The following is a 14,929-nucleotide window of genomic DNA, read 5'->3' on the forward strand; positions in this document are numbered from 1 at the left end:
CGGCATTCCGTAAGGCCCGGGCTGTTGTCCGTAGGGCGCCGGCTGCCCGTATGGGGCCGGACCGGCGGGGTGAGGCTGTTGCCCGTACGGGGCCGGACCGCCGGGGGCCGCCCCCATCGGATATCCGGCCGGCTGACCGGGTTGCGGCGGCATCCCTTGGGGCGCACCGTAACCCGGCGCCTGCCCAAGACCACTTGGTGGCTGCTGTGGTGTTGTCATCTACTTCTTCCTTTTCCGAGGCACGGCCGAACCTGAGAAGTACTTGTTGAACATGTCAGTTTCACCCCGAGGTCCCGCTCCTCCGGCAGTATTTTGATGACGTCCGAAGGCTGGCAGTCTTCCTGAGCCTCATGCTCGGCGTCACGGGCCAGCCCACTCGGCTCCCGAGTGCCGGGCAGTGCTTGGCGCCATTGGAACGCCTTCGTCATCAGCGCCGACGCCTACCTGGAGTCGATATCCGGCACCTCGTGGTCGTTCGAGAACGCGGCCCGCTCACCCCGTCCCGGGTTCGGGTAGTGCCAAGCTGAACGTAGGGGACGGATGGCCAAAGATGGGAACCAGCCTTCAGAATCCCGTTCCAGCGAGGAAAAATACGCTCAGATCGCTCGAGACTCTTCCGGAGCTACCCTAGATGCACAGCCCATACGTCGCCGTATCCAACGTAATCGTCACGTACCTCTTTCACGTTGTTCACGATTACGGAAACCTTTGTGCTGGACATCCGGTACTTAAGGAAGGTGTCCTGATCGCTGGCTTCCATGCCTTTCCCGCCGCGGCGGGAAATCCCTTGACTCAGCTCCTCCCAAGTGGTGTAAGGCTGGAAATCAATCCCCATATTTTCTCTCAATTCCTCCAGCAGGTCCGGGCTGTACGGGAGCCTGTGTAGTTGGATGCCGCACCCCTTCAATACCCACCCAAATTCCGAGTGAGAGTTGAAGCCAAACTCCATAAACCCGTAATCTCGACGCATCACTAGACCTCCGCCGTCTACTGCGTCGATGTAGTCACCCTGTATGGCTCGATCCACATCGCCCACCGGATCGTCAACTCTCAGCCCACACAGGCTTCCCGTCATCACGAATTCCGAAAGGAAATCAATTCCGTTCACTTCAGGCCTTCCAGGTAATCGATGATTGATTTCATTTCGTTGCCGCGGTTTTCTGCGAATCCCCAGTTGTGATCCAGCATGTGCTGCCGGGCTTCCGTGGCTTTCGAGATGAAGTCCGCGCGAAGCTTAGGGTCGTCGTGCAAGGCGTCGACAGCCCTCTCTACGCTCTTTTCTGAGGCCCAACCCGTCCTTGCCATGCGGATCGGGTGCCCGACAAGTTCCCCTTCGGGATTGATGGTGATTCGCACTTCATCTTCCCACACCTTCTTCCCCTTCCCTGCTGGCACATGGACGTGTGCACCCTTCGTTGCCCAGTCTTGATCCACCGCTGACACACGGATTTTGCATGGCTTTAGGCCCAGTGGATCAATCCAAGTAACCGGATTATGCACATACGCTACGGGGTTAGGGGCGGGGGGGAGGCCTAGTGGGTCGGATGACAGGTATCGGGCTGCCGTGGGGTCGTAATAGCGACGTACGTTGTAATGGAGTTGGCTCTCTGAATCGAAATACTGCCCAGGGGAACGGAGGGGCGTGTATGCCGTGGCCTCTGTGGGCCAGGACGTTTCTCCCCATAGAGTGGCGCAGCGGCGCCAGGCAGTGCCTTCAGCTGAGACCAATTCGGTCGGCGCGCCAACGAGGTCGGAGACGATACTGAAGAAGCGCTGATCGACCACTTCTGGAGGCATTTCGGTCGACTGCGCACGAAGAATCTTGCGCTCGCTTTGCGTCAGAGCGGTTAGCCCCTGATGATCCCAAGTTAGGGCGATTTCTTCACGTGCGCCGGCAACGTTGGTGACCTGTTCGACGACGGTAGCGTCATTCCAGGTGAAGTCAACCTGCTCAGCGATCGTCACTAGATTGCTTGCCATGTGCTGTTTCGCGACCCGGCGCCCGAACGGGTCGTACAGGTATCGCCAGGTGGTGCCGTCAGGGGTGATGACGGACGTGAGACGGTCTTCGGCGTTCCAGGTGTAGTGCCAAGTATCAGGTTTGCGGGAGACGCGGGTTTTCTGGCGCAGGGTGACGCGGCCGAGATCGTCATGTTCGTAGCGGATGGCGCCGGCGCGGGTGATCCGAGTGCCCGTGTAGGTGCGGTCGCCTCGGGCTGAGGGGTTGGGGTGGCGGTCGGGCCAGGTGGCGTGGGTTTGGTTGCCGGCTTCGTCGTAGGCGTAGGTCTCGGTCCAGTCGGTGGCGTGGACGGCGGTGACGCGGCCGGCGCGGTCGAGGTCGAAGGTGCGGCGGCCGGTGTGGGAGTCGTCGATCGCGGTGAGGTTGCCGTCGGGGCGGTAGGTGTAGCCGCGGTGGAGGACCCGTTGGGCTTGGGCGGCGGCAGAGTTCTCCGGCCCGGTTGCCCCGGTGGGGGATTGGAGTGTGCCGGTGGCTGCTGTGGTGAGGGATTGGCTGGTGAGGCGGCCGGTGGAGTCCCAGGCGTGGGCGAGGGTGAGGTTCTCGCCGATGGTGCGGGTGAGTTCTTGGCCGGCGGCGTCGTGGTCGAAGGTGAGGACGTGGCCGGCGACGTCCATGGCGGTGCGGTTGCCGGCGGCGTCGTAGGTGTAGGTGGTGGTGTGGCCGGTGGGGGTGGTGCGGGAGGTGCGGCGGCCCAGGGCGTCGTAGGTGAACGTCATCGTGCGGCCGTTGACCGTCTCGGCGGTGACGCGGCCCAGGATGTCGCGGGTGTAGGTGACGGTGGCGTCCGGGTTGGCCGCTTGGTGCAAGTTGCCGCTGGTGTCGTGAACGTAGGTGGTGACGAGACCGGCGGCGTCCTTGTGGGTGATGCGGCCGAGGGTGTCGCGGGTGTAGGCCGTCACCTCGCCCAAGGCGTTGGTGCGGGTGGCGAGTTGCCCAGCGGCGTCATGGGTGTAGGCCAGGACGCGGTCGTCGAAGTCGGTTTCGGATATGAGGTGGCCGGCGCCGTCGTAGGTGTAGTTCCAGGTCAGACCCTGGGGGTTGGTGACCTGGGTGAGGCGGAGTTCGGTGTCGTGGGTGAACTCGTGGCGGACGCCGTCGGGGTCGGTGCGGGCCGTGAGCAGGTCGAAGTGGCTGTACTCGAAGCGGGTGGTCTGGCCGACGGCGTCGGTGTGGGTGAGACGGTTGCCCTCACCGTCGTAGGTCCATTCCTCGGTGGCGCCGGACGCATCGATGCGCGCGGCGAGCTTCCCCTCCACTGTCCACACCATGTGTGTTGTCTCGCCCAGCGGGTCGGTGACGGAGGTGGTGCGGCCGAAGGCATCGCGGCGGTAGTGGGTGGTGGCGCCCAGTGGATCGGTGACGCTAAGAGGCAGACCGGCCTCGTTGCAGTAGAGGCGGGTGGTGTTGCCGAGGGCGTCGGTGACCGAGGAGACGTGGCCACGGGCGTCGTGGGTGTAGGTGGTGGTGGCGCCGGTGGGGTCGGCGGTGGAGGTCCGGTTGCCGTCGGCGTCGTAGGTGTGGGCCCAGGTGGTGCCATCCGGACCGGTGGTGGCCAGGGGCAGGCTGAAGTCGTTGTAGCTGGTGGTGGCGGTGGAGCCGTCAGGGAGGGCGACGACGGTAGGGCGGCCCTCGTCGTCGTAGGTGAAGCGGGTGGTGCGGCCGAGGGCATCGGTGGTGGAGATGATGCGGTGTTTGGCGTCGCGGACCGTGCGGGTGGTGGAGCCGGTGGGGTCGGTCTCCGCGACGATCTGGTGGCGTTCGTTGACCAGGTAGGTGGTGACCTGCCCCAGTGAGTTGCGGTGACGGTTGGTGCGCAGGCCCGTTACGGGGTCGGGGTCACCCCACGCGAAGTGGCCGCGCATGTGGCCCTCTTCACCGCTCTGCCAGATGCAGCGGTCCTGATCGTCGTAAGTGTAGGAGTAGCTGGTGTCGTTGGTGTCGGTCCAGGACGTGATCCGACCGTGGTCGTCGTAGGTGAAGCGGAGCGGAAGGCCCGAGGAGTTGGTGGTGGTGATGAGGTTGCCGGCGTCGTCGTAGCCGTACGTCATCAGCAATTGGTCGGAGCCGTCGGGAGCCGCGCCCGCCAGGTGCAGGGCCGTGATGCGGCCCTCGTCCGTGGTGAGCAGGAGGCGGTAGCCGGCGCTGTGGGTGATGGCGGTGGGGGTGCCGTCTTCGGTGTAGTCGAAGGTGTGGTGGTTGCCGCGGCGGTCCGATATCTCGTCGAGGACGGCGAGGTCTTCGGTGTAGGTGGTGAAGTAGCGGCGGGTGCCGGTGACCGGGTCGGTGAGGAGGTAGTCGCCGTCCGGGGTGCGCTCCAGGGGATGGCCGTCGCCCTCGGTGGGGAGGGTGGGCACGCCTACGGCCGGGTGCGGGTAGAGGAGGAAACTGCCTTCTTCGCCGATGAGGATGACGCCTTCGGCGTCGATCTCCAGCCGCTGGTCGACGGTGCTCATCCACGTAGGGCCGAACCAGCGGCCGGTGCGGTAGGACGACTCGAAGGTACGCGTGAAAGTGAGGGGGAGGCTGCCGGGGAGGGTGATGTCGGTCTGCGGGAGGATCATCCGGCCAGTGGCTGAGTCGACCGGGTCGCCGCAATCCGGTCTCTCCCAGAGTTTGCGGGCCCGGTCCATGACGGTGCGCTTGCCGCCGTCCTTGACCGCCGTCCGCGCAGCCCCCTTGACCGCGTCCTTCGCCCCCGCCTTCACGATGCCCTTGCCGATGGCGCCGGCGCCCTTGCCTCCGATGGCGTTGGCGATGACTTTCCCGAGCGCATCACCCGGGTCGCTGCCCCAGCCCTCGCCGATCATCCCCTTGACCAGACGGCCGGGGTGGGCGGCTGAACTGGCCAGGCCCAGTCCGGTTTTGGCGACGTTGGCCAGGTACATATGGGGATGGGCCATGTTGTATGGCTCCATCGGGTTCAGAGTGCGGGCCAGATTGACCGTTTCGACGAAGCCCTTGCCCACACCACCGACGACGTGCATCAGGTTCATGCCGCCGGCCGCGATGCCGTCAACGGTGTCGAGGGACGCCTCGGTGGTGAACTTCGGTGCCTGTGGGGCGTGTTCCAGGGCACCCTTGAGAGCGTGCTGCGCCTTGGCGGCCGCTTCGTTGCGCTGGCTGCGGGCGTTCTTGAGGATTTCCTGCGCCGCCTCGCGGCCGTGGTCGCCGGGGTCGTCGAAGTCGCCGGGCTCGTCGGGCTTGGGACCGGGGTCGGAACCCTGGTCCCGCGCGGCGTTGTAGGCGTCGGCCTTCGCGGTGTATGTATCGACCTTGTGGCGGTAGGCGTCGTACGCCTTCTTGCTCTTGTCCTCGGCCGCCTGCCAGGCGTCGATGGCCGCCTGGGCCTTCTTCTGGGCCCAGGAGACCGTCTCGGCGTAGGAATCGAGGGCCTTCCACGCCGACTCACAGGCGTCCGCGGTGCGCATCCACTGTTTGGGGTGCACGTCGAACTTCTCGTGGAAGCTGTCGGCGGCCTTTCCCTTCCAGGATCCGGCGTCCAGTTTGCGGATTCCCTGGCCGACGCGTTCGAAGGCCGCGTAGAAGTCCTTCAGGTGCGCGGCGGATTCATTGATCTTCGCGACGTCGCCGTGGATCAGCTCCTTGGGGTCGTCACTCTCGCCCAACTGCCGCTCATCGACCTGCGCGCCCAGTGCATCGGCGACGTCGTCACCGGCCGAGCGGACGGTCTTGGCCGCACCGTCCGCACCGACGTAGTCGAGAGCGTCGGCGGTTTTGTCCGTGGCGTAGTCGACCGCCTCGCCGGCCGCTTCCTTTACGCCATCGACGGCGCCGCCGACCGTATCGGCCGCGGAATTGATGCCGTCCTTGACGTCCCCGAGAATGTCGCCGAGGCCCATCGGTTCTCAACCCCCCAGTGGTGCTGTGCAGCAGTGGATGTGCAGAAGTGGCGGTGCAACGGAGACTCAGGATCCGTCGTGGTCGTCGGCCTGCGCCTGGCCGGCACGGGGCATTTTCAGTGGCCGCAAGGCCCAGTTGTGGTCCACATCGCCCGCCCACTTGGACGTCGAGAAGTCCTTGCCCGTCTGGTCCGCCGCTTGCCCGACTTCCTGAAATGCCTTGCGGGACTCGGTCGAGGTGGGGTCCCAGTCCGCGTCCTTGAACTGGGTGATCGCGTTGTCGTCGCGGACTTGCCCCCACGTACGGTGCTTCAGCTTTTCCTCCGTCATCGTCGGGTCACCCATCAGCACGGCATTCGCCCCGACCTTCAACGTCGTCGAAACGTACTGCTCCTGCTCGTGATAAAGCCCGGCTGTCAAATCAAGACGGCGCGCGAATTCGTTGGCTTCATGGATGAGCAGGCGAACGCCCCAGCCCCAGCGTTCGCAGAACGAATCGAATACGGAACTCACATCGGCATGCCCGGCCTCCATGCCGGAGAGGGTCAGCTTGTCGAATCCCTGGCCGAGTTGGGCGCTGGTGTCGAAGCCCAGCTCTTTCAGTTCCGCGATCGAGTCGTGGATGCCCTTGGTGACCTGATTCAGGGCAGCCGGGTCGAGCTCGTAGCCCTCGGCGGATGTCATGCCGCACCCCCGGCCGTGGGTGCACCGGGCCGGCCTCCGGCCTCACCCGGCTCGGTGAGATCGACTGACACGGAGTCCGGGACGATGCCGCTGACCGGCGGAAACACCATCGTCTGTGCGCTGCCCGCGTCCAGCACCACGCCCGCCGGTCCCTCGATGGCGGGGATGACGACGTCCAGGAGCCGCGCACCGACCGCGCGGACGTAGGGCAGCTCGACCTCGGGGCCGGCGCCTCGGGCCACGGCGAAGCGGGCCAGTTCCTGCTCGTCGGAGAAGGCGTACAACCAACGGATACCGGTCAACTCGGCTGACATGAGTGAGTCGTTAACAATCGGGACCAATACCGACGTCCGGCGCAACTCACCCACCAGCGCGGCTGGATTCGGATGTCCTGCGTGAGCTGCCGCTACTTCGTCGGCCAATGACATGACGGATCGATCCCTCCCCCGATTCCCCTCAACTACCGAACCTACTTTCGCATACGGCACTGACAGTGCCGGCAAAGGCACTTCGGCGAAAAACCGGACGCTGGTTCTTTTTGACTTCAACAAGGTTGAGTGGAGTTCGACGAGCGGCATGGCGGCGGATGCGCCTGGTGTGCGGTCGGTCCTGCTCGCTATTGGATTGCCTCAGGGCTGCCTGTCGCGCCCTCAACTCTCCAAGGAAACAACCGCTTTCCGCCGATACGTCGTCCTGTGCGCTACCCACCTGCAGGGCACGGTTCGCGAACGTCCCACCGGTGTGCCGGGAAAACGCCCGGCATACCGGCCTTGAATCCCGGCCCTGCGCCCCGCCCTGTGAGCCCGGCACAGGCCTCCGTAACAGCGGCAACCAGCCCAGATTGGCCGGGATTCCAGCATTCCGGGGGCTTCTTCCCGGTAGGGGGCGCGGTATCGCAGCCGAGCGTGTAGCTTCCCGGGGACGAGCGGCCCGGCAGGGGGTCGCGCCGGGGCCTGCCGGGGTGGAGGGGGTTGCTCGATGGGCGTGCGGCTCATGGTGGTGGACGATCATCGTCTGCTCGCGGAGGCGCTTGCCTCGGCGTTGAAGCTGCGCGGGCACCGTGTCCTGGCGGCGGCCGCGCCGAGCGCCGGGGCCGCTGAGCTGGTGGTGAGCCGGGCGCCCGAGGTGTGCCTGCTGGGGACCGCCGCGCCGGCCCGGCCGGGGGCCTTCGACCCGATCGTACGGATCAAGAAGGAGCGGCCGCAGGTCGCGGTGGTGGTGCTGGGGCCGGTCCCCAGCCCGCGCGGTATCGCCGCCGCCTTCGCGGCCGGGGCCTCCGGGTACGTCCGTAACGACGAGCGGATCGAAGGCGTGGAGCGCGCCATGATGAAGGCGCGGGCGGGGGAGTCGGCGGTCTCGCCGCAGCTGTTGCAACAGGCCTTCGAGGAGCTGCTGCACCCCGCGGCGCAGCCGGACGACGAGGGCGCGCGGCTGCTGGAGCTGCTCACCCCGCGCGAGGTCGAGGTGTTGATGCGGGTCGCGGACGGCGAGGACACCCGGCTGATCGCGGCGGGGATGGACATCGCGCCGAGTACGGCGCGTACGCATGTGCAGCGGGTGCTGATGAAGCTGGAGGTGGGCTCCCGGCTGGAGGCCGCGGCCCTGGCGGCGCGCACCGGGCTGCTGGACCGGGCGGCGGGCGGCCGTGCCGCGCGCGCCGCGGCGGCGGGTCCGGACGAGCCGGTCCCGCCGCCGCTCTGAACAGCGCTGCGCTCAGCCTTCGGCGGGCCCGTCCTCGATCCCGGCCTGCAGTTCCTCGGCCGTCGGCGGGACGGCCGGCCGCAGCTTCAGCCATATGAGGAAGAACAGGCCGAGGGCGAGCATGCCCAGGCCCGTCCACAGGTTGATGTTGATGTCCTGGGCCTTCTTGAGGTCCGCGTCCGAGGCCGTCAGACCGGCGATGGTGACGATCACCCCGTAGACGACGAACAGGCCGCCGATGATGCGCCGTACGTCGAAGAGTCGCGCGGCGGTCGCGGACTCGCGTTCCAGCTCCTCGACCTCGTGCTGGTAGTCACTCATGGTGCGTCAACTCCGCTGGTTCAGGCAGGTTCAGAAGGAGAACGGGATGTAGCAGATGGCGGCGAGGACGATCGCACCCCAGCCCAGCAGGGCCGGCTTGCGGTACCAGGCGTCGTCGCCCTCGGCCGGCAGTTCCTCCATGCCGGGGGACCGGGACCCGTAGACCAGGCCCGCCAGCGACTCGACCGGCTTGGGCTCGGTGATCAGGGTGACGACCAGCATCACCAGCGCGCCGACGACGAACGCCACGATCGAGGAGACGAAGTTGGCGCCCTGCTCGGAGGGGATCGCGATGATGCCCTGCTTGTAGAGCCAGAAGTAGTTGACCATCGCGGCGGCCGTGCCGGACAGCAGACCCCAGAACCCGGCCGCGGCGCTGGTCCGCTTCCAGAACATGCCGATGATGAAGACGACGAACAGGGGCACGTTGAAGAAGGAGAAGAGCGTCTGCAGGTAGTTCATGATGTTGCTGAAGGACGAGGCGATGAAGGCGGTGCCCATACCGATCAGCACGCCGACGGCGGTGACCACGCGCCCCGTCTTGAGGTAATACGCGTCCTCGCGGCCCTTCTTGAGGTACGCGCCCCAGATGTCGTTGGTGAAGACCGTGTTGAACGACGACACATTGGCGGCCATACCGGCCATGAAGGCGGCGAGCAGACCGGTCACCGCGATGCCCAGCACACCGTTGGGCAGCAGGTCCCGCATCAGCACCGGGATCGCGTCGTTGTACTGCAGCCCGTCCTTGGACTTGCCCAGCGTCGGCTCCATGACCAGCGCGATCAGGCCGGGGACGACCACCACCAGCGGGATGAAGATCTTGGGGAAGGCGGCGATCAGCGGGGTGCGCTTGGCGGCGGAGAGGTTCTTCGCGGACAGCGCGCGCTGCACCTCGGCGAAGTTGGTGGTCCAGTAGCCGAAGCTCATCACGAAGCCGAGGCCCAGGACGATGGTGAGCCAGTTCGCGCCCAGCGGGTTGGCCTCGCCGATGCCGGTGCCCTTCCAGGCGGTCAGGAACGCGTCCCCGTGTGAGGAGGTCAGCGAGTCGGTCAGCCCGTGCCAGCCGCCGACGCGCTTGAGGCCGACGATGGTCAGCGGGATCAGCGCGGCGAGGATGACGAAGAACTGCAGCACCTCGTTGTAGATCGCCGAGGACAGGCCGCCGATGGTGATGTACGCCAGGACGAAGACGCCGGCGATGACGATCGCGACCCACTGCGGCCAGCCGAGCAGCGCCTGCAGCACGATCGCCATGGCGTACAGGTTCACGCCGGCGATCAGCACCGAGGAGACGGCGAAGATCACCGAGGACAGCAGGTGCGAGGAGGGCCCGAAGCGGTGCAGCAGGAACTCGGGCACCGAGCGGACCTTGGAGCCGTAGTAGAACGGCATCATCACCAGGCCCAGGAAGACCATCGCCGGGATGGCGCCGATCCAGTACCAGTGCACGGTGTAGGCCCCGTACTGCGCACCGTTGGCGGCCATCCCGAGGATCTCGGTGGCGCCGAGGTTGGCGGCGACGAAGGCGAGGCCGGTGACCCAGGCAGGCAGGGACCGCCCGGAGAGGAAGAAGTCCAGGCTCGTCTTCACGCTGCGTTTGGCCGCGAATCCGATGCCGAGGACGACGACGAAGTAGATGGCCAGGATCGTGTAATCGAGCCCGTTGGTGGGGAGCCGTAGCCCCTCGGCCAGGGTGATCATGGGCGACTCATTTCGCGGGGGTCCGGGAGCGCGGCCCCCGGAGGACACATCTTTGTGCGATCGGAACGCACAAAAAGCTACGCGCGGTCCTCGGGAAACTGAATACTTTTGTTTGGTTCAGTTGCGCTTTCGTGATCGGGGTGGCCGGTATGTCGGGAATGCCTGCCCGGAGTTCGTCAAGGAGCCGCCCTCGGCCCCCGCGTTGACGCATCTGTTTAGTTGTGCTTCATTGTGTTTGTTTGTGTTTGGTCGGAGGTGAGGAGCTCCCGTGAAGAAGACGTCGACCCGGCTGGCGGACGGCCGGGAGCTCATCTACTACGACTCGCGGGACGACGTCGTACGCGATGCGGTCGACCGGCGCCCCCTCGACCCCGTGGCCACCGCCTCCGAGATCCGCCACGACCGGCTCCTCGGCGACTCCGTCGCCATCGCCTCACACCGCCAGGCCCGCACCTACCACCCCCCGGCCGACGAGTGCCCGCTGTGCCCCTCCCGTGACGGGCGGTTCTCCGAGATTCCCGCCGCCGACTACGACGTCGCCGTTTTCGAGAACCGCTTCCCGTCCCTCGCCGGCGACAGCGGCCGCTGCGAGGTCGTCTGCTTCACCTCCGACCACGACGCCTCCTTCGCCGACCTCACCGAGGAGCAGGCCGCCCTGGTCCTGGAAGCGTGGACCGACCGGACCGCGGAGCTGTCCCAGCTCCCCGGAGTGGAGCAGGTCTTCTGCTTCGAGAACCGCGGTGCCGAGATCGGCGTCACCCTGGGCCATCCGCACGGCCAGATCTACGCGTACCCCTTCGTCACCCCGCGCACCGCGCGCATGCTCACCTCGCTCGCGGAGCACCGCGCGGCCACCGGAGGAGGCAACCTCTTCGACGAGGTGGTCGCCGGCGAGCTGGCCGACGGCCGCCGGGTCGTCCTCGAAGGCGAGCACTGGGTGGCCTTCGTCCCGTACGCCGCCCACTGGCCCTACGAGGTGCACCTCTACCCCAAGCGCCGGGTCCCCGACCTGCTCGCCCTCGACGACGCCGCGCGCACAGAATTCCCACAGATCTATCTGGAAGTCTTGCGGCGCTTCGACCGGATCTTCGGTGGGTGGGGTGACGGGAGGGAAGAGGGCGGCGTCCGCGGTCCCCGGGCGGCCGGCGCCGCCCGTACGCCGTACATCGCGGCCTGGCACCAGGCGCCGCTGCGCGCCGAGCACCGGGGCGATTTCGCGCTGCACCTCGAGCTTTTCACCATTCGCCGCACTTCCGGCAAGCTGAAGTTCCTCGCGGGTTCCGAATCCGGCATGAACGTGTTCATCAATGATGTGCCGCCGGAGGCCGCGGCCGAGCGACTGCGAGAGGTAGCGAGCGAGTGAGCAAGAAGTACCTGGTCACAGGCGGTGCGGGATATGTCGGCAGCGTCGTTGCGGCGCATCTGCTGCAAGCCGGTCACGAGGTGACCGTGCTGGACGACCTGTCCACCGGCCACCGCGAGGGCATCCCCGCCGGTGCCCACTTCATCGAGGGCCGCATCCAGGACGCGGCGAAGTGGCTCGACCCCTCCTACGACGCGGTGCTGCACTTCGCCGCCTTCTCCCAGGTCGGCGAGTCCGTCGTGGACCCCGAGAAGTACTGGCGCAACAACGTCGGCGGCACCATGGACCTGCTCGCCGCGATGCGCGACGCCGGGGTCCGTACCCTTGTCTTCTCCTCCACCGCCGCCACCTACGGCGAGCCGAAGTCCACCCCGATCACCGAGTCCGCCGAGACCGCGCCCACCAGCCCGTACGGTGCCAGCAAGCTCGCCGTCGACCACATGATCAGCGGTGAGGCCGCGGCCCACGGCCTGGCCGCCGTCTCGCTGCGCTACTTCAATGTCGCCGGCGCCTACGGCACCTGCGGCGAGCGCCACGACCCCGAGTCGCACCTCATCCCGCTCGTCCTCCAGGTCGCCCGGGGCAAGCGCGAGGCGATCTCCGTCTTCGGCGAGGACTACCCCACCCCCGACGGCACCTGCGTACGCGACTACATCCACGTCGCCGACCTCGCCGAGGCCCACCTCCTCGCCCTCGACGCCGCCACCGCGGGCGAGCATCTGATCTGCAACCTCGGCAACGGCAACGGCTTCTCCGTCCGCGAGGTCATCGAGACCGTCCGCAAGGTCACCGGGCACCCGATCCCCGAGATCACCGCGCCGCGCCGCGGCGGCGACCCCGCCGTGCTGGTGGCCTCCGCCCGGACCGCAGTCGACCGCCTCGGCTGGCGGCCCAGCCGCGCCGACCTCGCCGGAATCGTCGCCGATGCCTGGCAGTTCGCGCAGCACCTCGACCGGACAAAGGAGTCCTGATGACCGCTCACGGAGCCGCCACCCCGACCACCGAGCGCCCGCACAGCGCTCAGCACGCCGCGGAGGAATTCGCCGCGGTGTACGGCGCCGCCCCCACGGGCACCTGGGCGGCGCCCGGCCGGGTCAACCTGATCGGTGAACACACCGATTACAACGACGGCTTCGTGATGCCGCTGGCCCTCCCGCACACCACCCTCGCCGCCGCCTCGGCCCGCACCGACGGGGTGCTGCGGCTGCACTCCGGCGGCGCCGACGGCGGCATCGCCGAACTGCGCATCGACGAGCTGCGGCCGGCCCCGGGCTCGGCCTCCGACGCGCTGGAACAGAGCCGGGGCGGAGCGCAGCGGAGCGGCGGCTGGGCCGCCTACCCGGGCGGTGTCGTCTGGGCGATGCGGGAGGCCGGGCTGCCCGTCGGCGGCGCGGATCTGCACTACGACAGCACGGTGCCGACCGGCGCCGGGCTCTCCTCCTCCGCCGCCCTGGAGATCGTCACCGCGCTGGCCCTGAACGACCTGTATGCGCTCGGCCAGGAGCCGCAGCGGCTGGCCCAGCTCGCCCAGCGGGCCGAGAACGCCTTCGTCGGCGTGCCCTGCGGGATCATGGACCAGACCGCCGCGGCCTGCTGCACCGAGGGCCATGCCCTCTTCCTCGACACCCGCGACCTCACCCGGCGTCAGATCCCGTTCGACCTGGCGGGGGAGGGGCTGCGGCTCCTCGTCGTCGACACCCGGGTGAAGCATGAGCTGGGCGACGGCGCATACGCCGAGCGGCGCGCCGGTTGTGAGCGCGGCGCGCGGGCGCTCGGTGTGCGAGCCCTGCGCGATGTGCCGTACGCGCATCTGCCCGCGGCCCTGGCCAAGTTGGCCGACGAGCCCGCCGACCAGGCCCTCGTCCGGCACATCGTCACCGAGAACCACCGCGTCGAAGAGGTCATCGCCCGCCTCGACGCGGGCCGCACCCGCGCCATCGGCCCGCTGCTGACGGCCGGCCACGCCTCGCTCCGCGACGACTTCAAGATCTCCTGCCGCGAACTCGATCTCGCCGTCGACACCGCCCGGGCGGCGGGCGCCCTCGGGGCCCGGATGACCGGCGGCGGCTTCGGCGGCTCGGCGATCGTGCTGGTCGAGGAGGCCGACGCGACGGCCGTCGCAGCCGCCGTCACCGAGGCCTTCGCGGCGGCCGGCCATGCCGCCCCGCGGATCTTCGAGGCCGTCCCGAGCGCGGGAGCACACCGCATCGAGTAGGGCGTGCCGGGCGGCGCGCGGCCACCGGACGGGCGCCGAACGGCCCGGGTGGAGGGGCAGTTTCGCCAATCACCTCCCCTTGCCGCAACCCGTCCGTACGCTGGGATCCTGCACCGGTGGGGGCCGGTGCCGATCAGGGGGCGAGACCGTTCGGGTACGGCGCCCGGGGTGGGGTAGTCATGTCGGCACGGCGGCGGCCGTGCGGCTGAGGCGATCTTCAATCCGGGCGTCGTGCCCGCTATGGTCCGTTCACCGAGACAGGGGGTCTCTGTGCAACGCATCCGGGTTCTGGTGGTCGACGACCACCGCATCTTCGCCGAATCCCTGGCGGCCGCGCTCGCCGCGGAACAGGACGTGGACGTCGCGGCCGCGGGCAGTGCTCCCGCGGCGCTGCGCAATCTCGACCGGGCGGTCACCGACGGCCGCCGCTTCGACGTGCTGCTCGCGGACGCCGACCTTGCCGCGCCGCTGCTCGCGGTGCCCGCGCAGGGCGCGGCCCGCGACGCGGTGCCGCGCGCCGTCCCGCGGGACGGCATCGCGCTGGTCTCCGGCCTGCGCACCAGCCATCCGTATCTGCGCACCGTCGTCCTCGCCGATCGAGACGACCCGCGCCGCGCGGCCGCCGCGCTGCAGGCCGGGGCCTCCGGCTGGGTGGCCAAGGACTGCTCGCTCTCCCGGCTGCTCGCCGTCATCCGCGGGGTCCTCCGCGACGAGACGCATCTGCCGCCCGCGCTGCTGACCGGTGTGCTGCGGGAGCTGACGGCGGCGCGCAAACACCGCTCCGAGAGCGAGCGGCTGGTGGAGTCGCTGACCCCGCGCGAGCGCGAGGTGCTGCGCTGCATGGTGGCGGGCCTGGGCCGCAAGGCGGTTGCCGAGCGGCTGTTCCTCTCCCCGCACACGGTGCGTACGCATATGCAGAACGTGCTCGGCAAGCTCGGGGTGCACTCCACCCTCGCGGCGGTCGCGCTGGCCCGCCGGGCCGGGGTCGGCCCGGTCGAACTGGAGGCGGCGGCCGCGGCGGCCTCGGTGCCGGTGCCGTGAGGCGCTGAGGGCCGGGCGGCCCC

Annotated in this window: 11 protein-coding genes; 5 read left to right on the forward strand and 6 right to left on the reverse strand. The window is 68.2% G+C overall.

Translation table 11 applies throughout. The annotated features are described in order from the left end of the window. Nucleotides 1–622: 622 nt before the first annotated feature. From ACWGI6_RS03500 to ACWGI6_RS03515, 4 genes are all read right to left on the reverse strand, one after another. Nucleotides 623–1,108 carry a hypothetical protein gene (locus ACWGI6_RS03500; protein ID WP_453265909.1) on the reverse strand — a complete coding sequence of 162 codons (486 nt, stop codon included), beginning with the start codon at nt 1,106–1,108 and terminating at the stop codon, nt 623–625. Further along, complete coding sequence (locus ACWGI6_RS03505; RefSeq protein WP_453265910.1) at nt 1,105–5,880, reverse strand: putative T7SS-secreted protein; 4,776 nt, start codon at nt 5,878–5,880, stop codon at nt 1,105–1,107. The genes ACWGI6_RS03500 and ACWGI6_RS03505 overlap by 4 nt, the downstream gene beginning before the upstream one ends. Before the next feature lie 66 nt (nt 5,881–5,946). Next, entirely contained in the window at nt 5,947–6,564 is a 618-nt protein-coding gene (locus ACWGI6_RS03510; protein WP_453265911.1) for a hypothetical protein, read from the reverse strand. Beyond that, complete coding sequence (locus ACWGI6_RS03515; RefSeq protein WP_453265912.1) at nt 6,561–7,142, reverse strand: SseB family protein; 582 nt, start codon at nt 7,140–7,142, stop codon at nt 6,561–6,563. The genes ACWGI6_RS03510 and ACWGI6_RS03515 overlap by 4 nt, the downstream gene beginning before the upstream one ends. A 400-nt stretch (nt 7,143–7,542) precedes the next feature. Between ACWGI6_RS03515 and ACWGI6_RS03520 the strand changes: the two genes are divergently transcribed. Beyond that, nucleotides 7,543–8,265 (forward strand): response regulator transcription factor, encoded by a 723-nt coding sequence (locus ACWGI6_RS03520; protein ID WP_453265913.1) that lies wholly within the window; start codon nt 7,543–7,545, stop codon nt 8,263–8,265. Between the two features lie 12 nt (nt 8,266–8,277). On the opposite strand, the gene ACWGI6_RS03525 is transcribed toward ACWGI6_RS03520, so the two are convergent. Then, on the reverse strand, nt 8,278–8,586 hold the full coding sequence (locus ACWGI6_RS03525) for a hypothetical protein (RefSeq protein WP_453265914.1): 309 nt from the start codon (nt 8,584–8,586) through the stop codon (nt 8,278–8,280). Nucleotides 8,587–8,616: 30 nt separating this feature from the next. Continuing rightward, nucleotides 8,617–10,287, reverse strand: a complete 1,671-nt coding sequence (locus ACWGI6_RS03530; RefSeq protein ID WP_453265915.1) for a sodium:solute symporter family protein — start codon at nt 10,285–10,287, stop codon at nt 8,617–8,619. Nucleotides 10,288–10,555: 268 nt separating this feature from the next. On the opposite strand from ACWGI6_RS03530, the gene galT reads away from it, so the two are divergent. From galT to ACWGI6_RS03550, 4 genes are all read left to right on the forward strand, one after another. Continuing rightward, a complete protein-coding gene (gene galT / locus ACWGI6_RS03535) occupies nt 10,556–11,650 on the forward strand; it encodes a galactose-1-phosphate uridylyltransferase (RefSeq protein WP_453265916.1) in 1,095 nt (364 codons plus the stop codon). Beyond that, on the forward strand, nt 11,647–12,621 hold the full coding sequence (gene galE / locus ACWGI6_RS03540) for a UDP-glucose 4-epimerase GalE (RefSeq protein ID WP_453265917.1): 975 nt from the start codon (nt 11,647–11,649) through the stop codon (nt 12,619–12,621). Before galT ends, galE begins: the two co-directional genes overlap by 4 nt. Then, nucleotides 12,621–13,865: a galactokinase gene (galK, locus tag ACWGI6_RS03545; RefSeq protein ID WP_453265918.1), complete on the forward strand. Its 1,245-nt coding sequence runs from the start codon at nt 12,621–12,623 to the stop codon at nt 13,863–13,865. Before galE ends, galK begins: the two co-directional genes overlap by 1 nt. Before the next feature lie 270 nt (nt 13,866–14,135). Further along, nucleotides 14,136–14,906, forward strand: coding sequence for a LuxR C-terminal-related transcriptional regulator (locus ACWGI6_RS03550; protein ID WP_393908504.1), 771 nt, complete (start codon nt 14,136–14,138; stop codon nt 14,904–14,906). Nucleotides 14,907–14,929: the final 23 nt, after the last annotated feature.

The sequence above is a fragment of the Streptomyces sp. NPDC054786 genome (genome assembly GCF_053611685.1).

What these genes read in the sequence shown, in the direction of transcription:
- ACWGI6_RS03505 (WP_453265910.1), bottom strand. Translation starts at nt 5,880, where the DNA reads ATGGGCCTCGGCGACATTCTCGGGGACGTCAAGGACGGCATCAATTCC.
- ACWGI6_RS03510 (WP_453265911.1), bottom strand. Translation starts at nt 6,564, where the DNA reads ATGACATCCGCCGAGGGCTACGAGCTCGACCCGGCTGCCCTGAATCAG.
- ACWGI6_RS03515 (WP_453265912.1), bottom strand. Translation starts at nt 7,142, where the DNA reads ATGCCGCTCGTCGAACTCCACTCAACCTTGTTGAAGTCAAAAAGAACC.
- ACWGI6_RS03520 (WP_453265913.1), top strand. Translation starts at nt 7,543, where the DNA reads ATGGGCGTGCGGCTCATGGTGGTGGACGATCATCGTCTGCTCGCGGAG.
- ACWGI6_RS03525 (WP_453265914.1), bottom strand. Translation starts at nt 8,586, where the DNA reads ATGAGTGACTACCAGCACGAGGTCGAGGAGCTGGAACGCGAGTCCGCG.
- ACWGI6_RS03530 (WP_453265915.1), bottom strand. Translation starts at nt 10,287, where the DNA reads ATGATCACCCTGGCCGAGGGGCTACGGCTCCCCACCAACGGGCTCGAT.
- galK (WP_453265918.1), top strand. Translation starts at nt 12,621, where the DNA reads ATGACCGCTCACGGAGCCGCCACCCCGACCACCGAGCGCCCGCACAGC.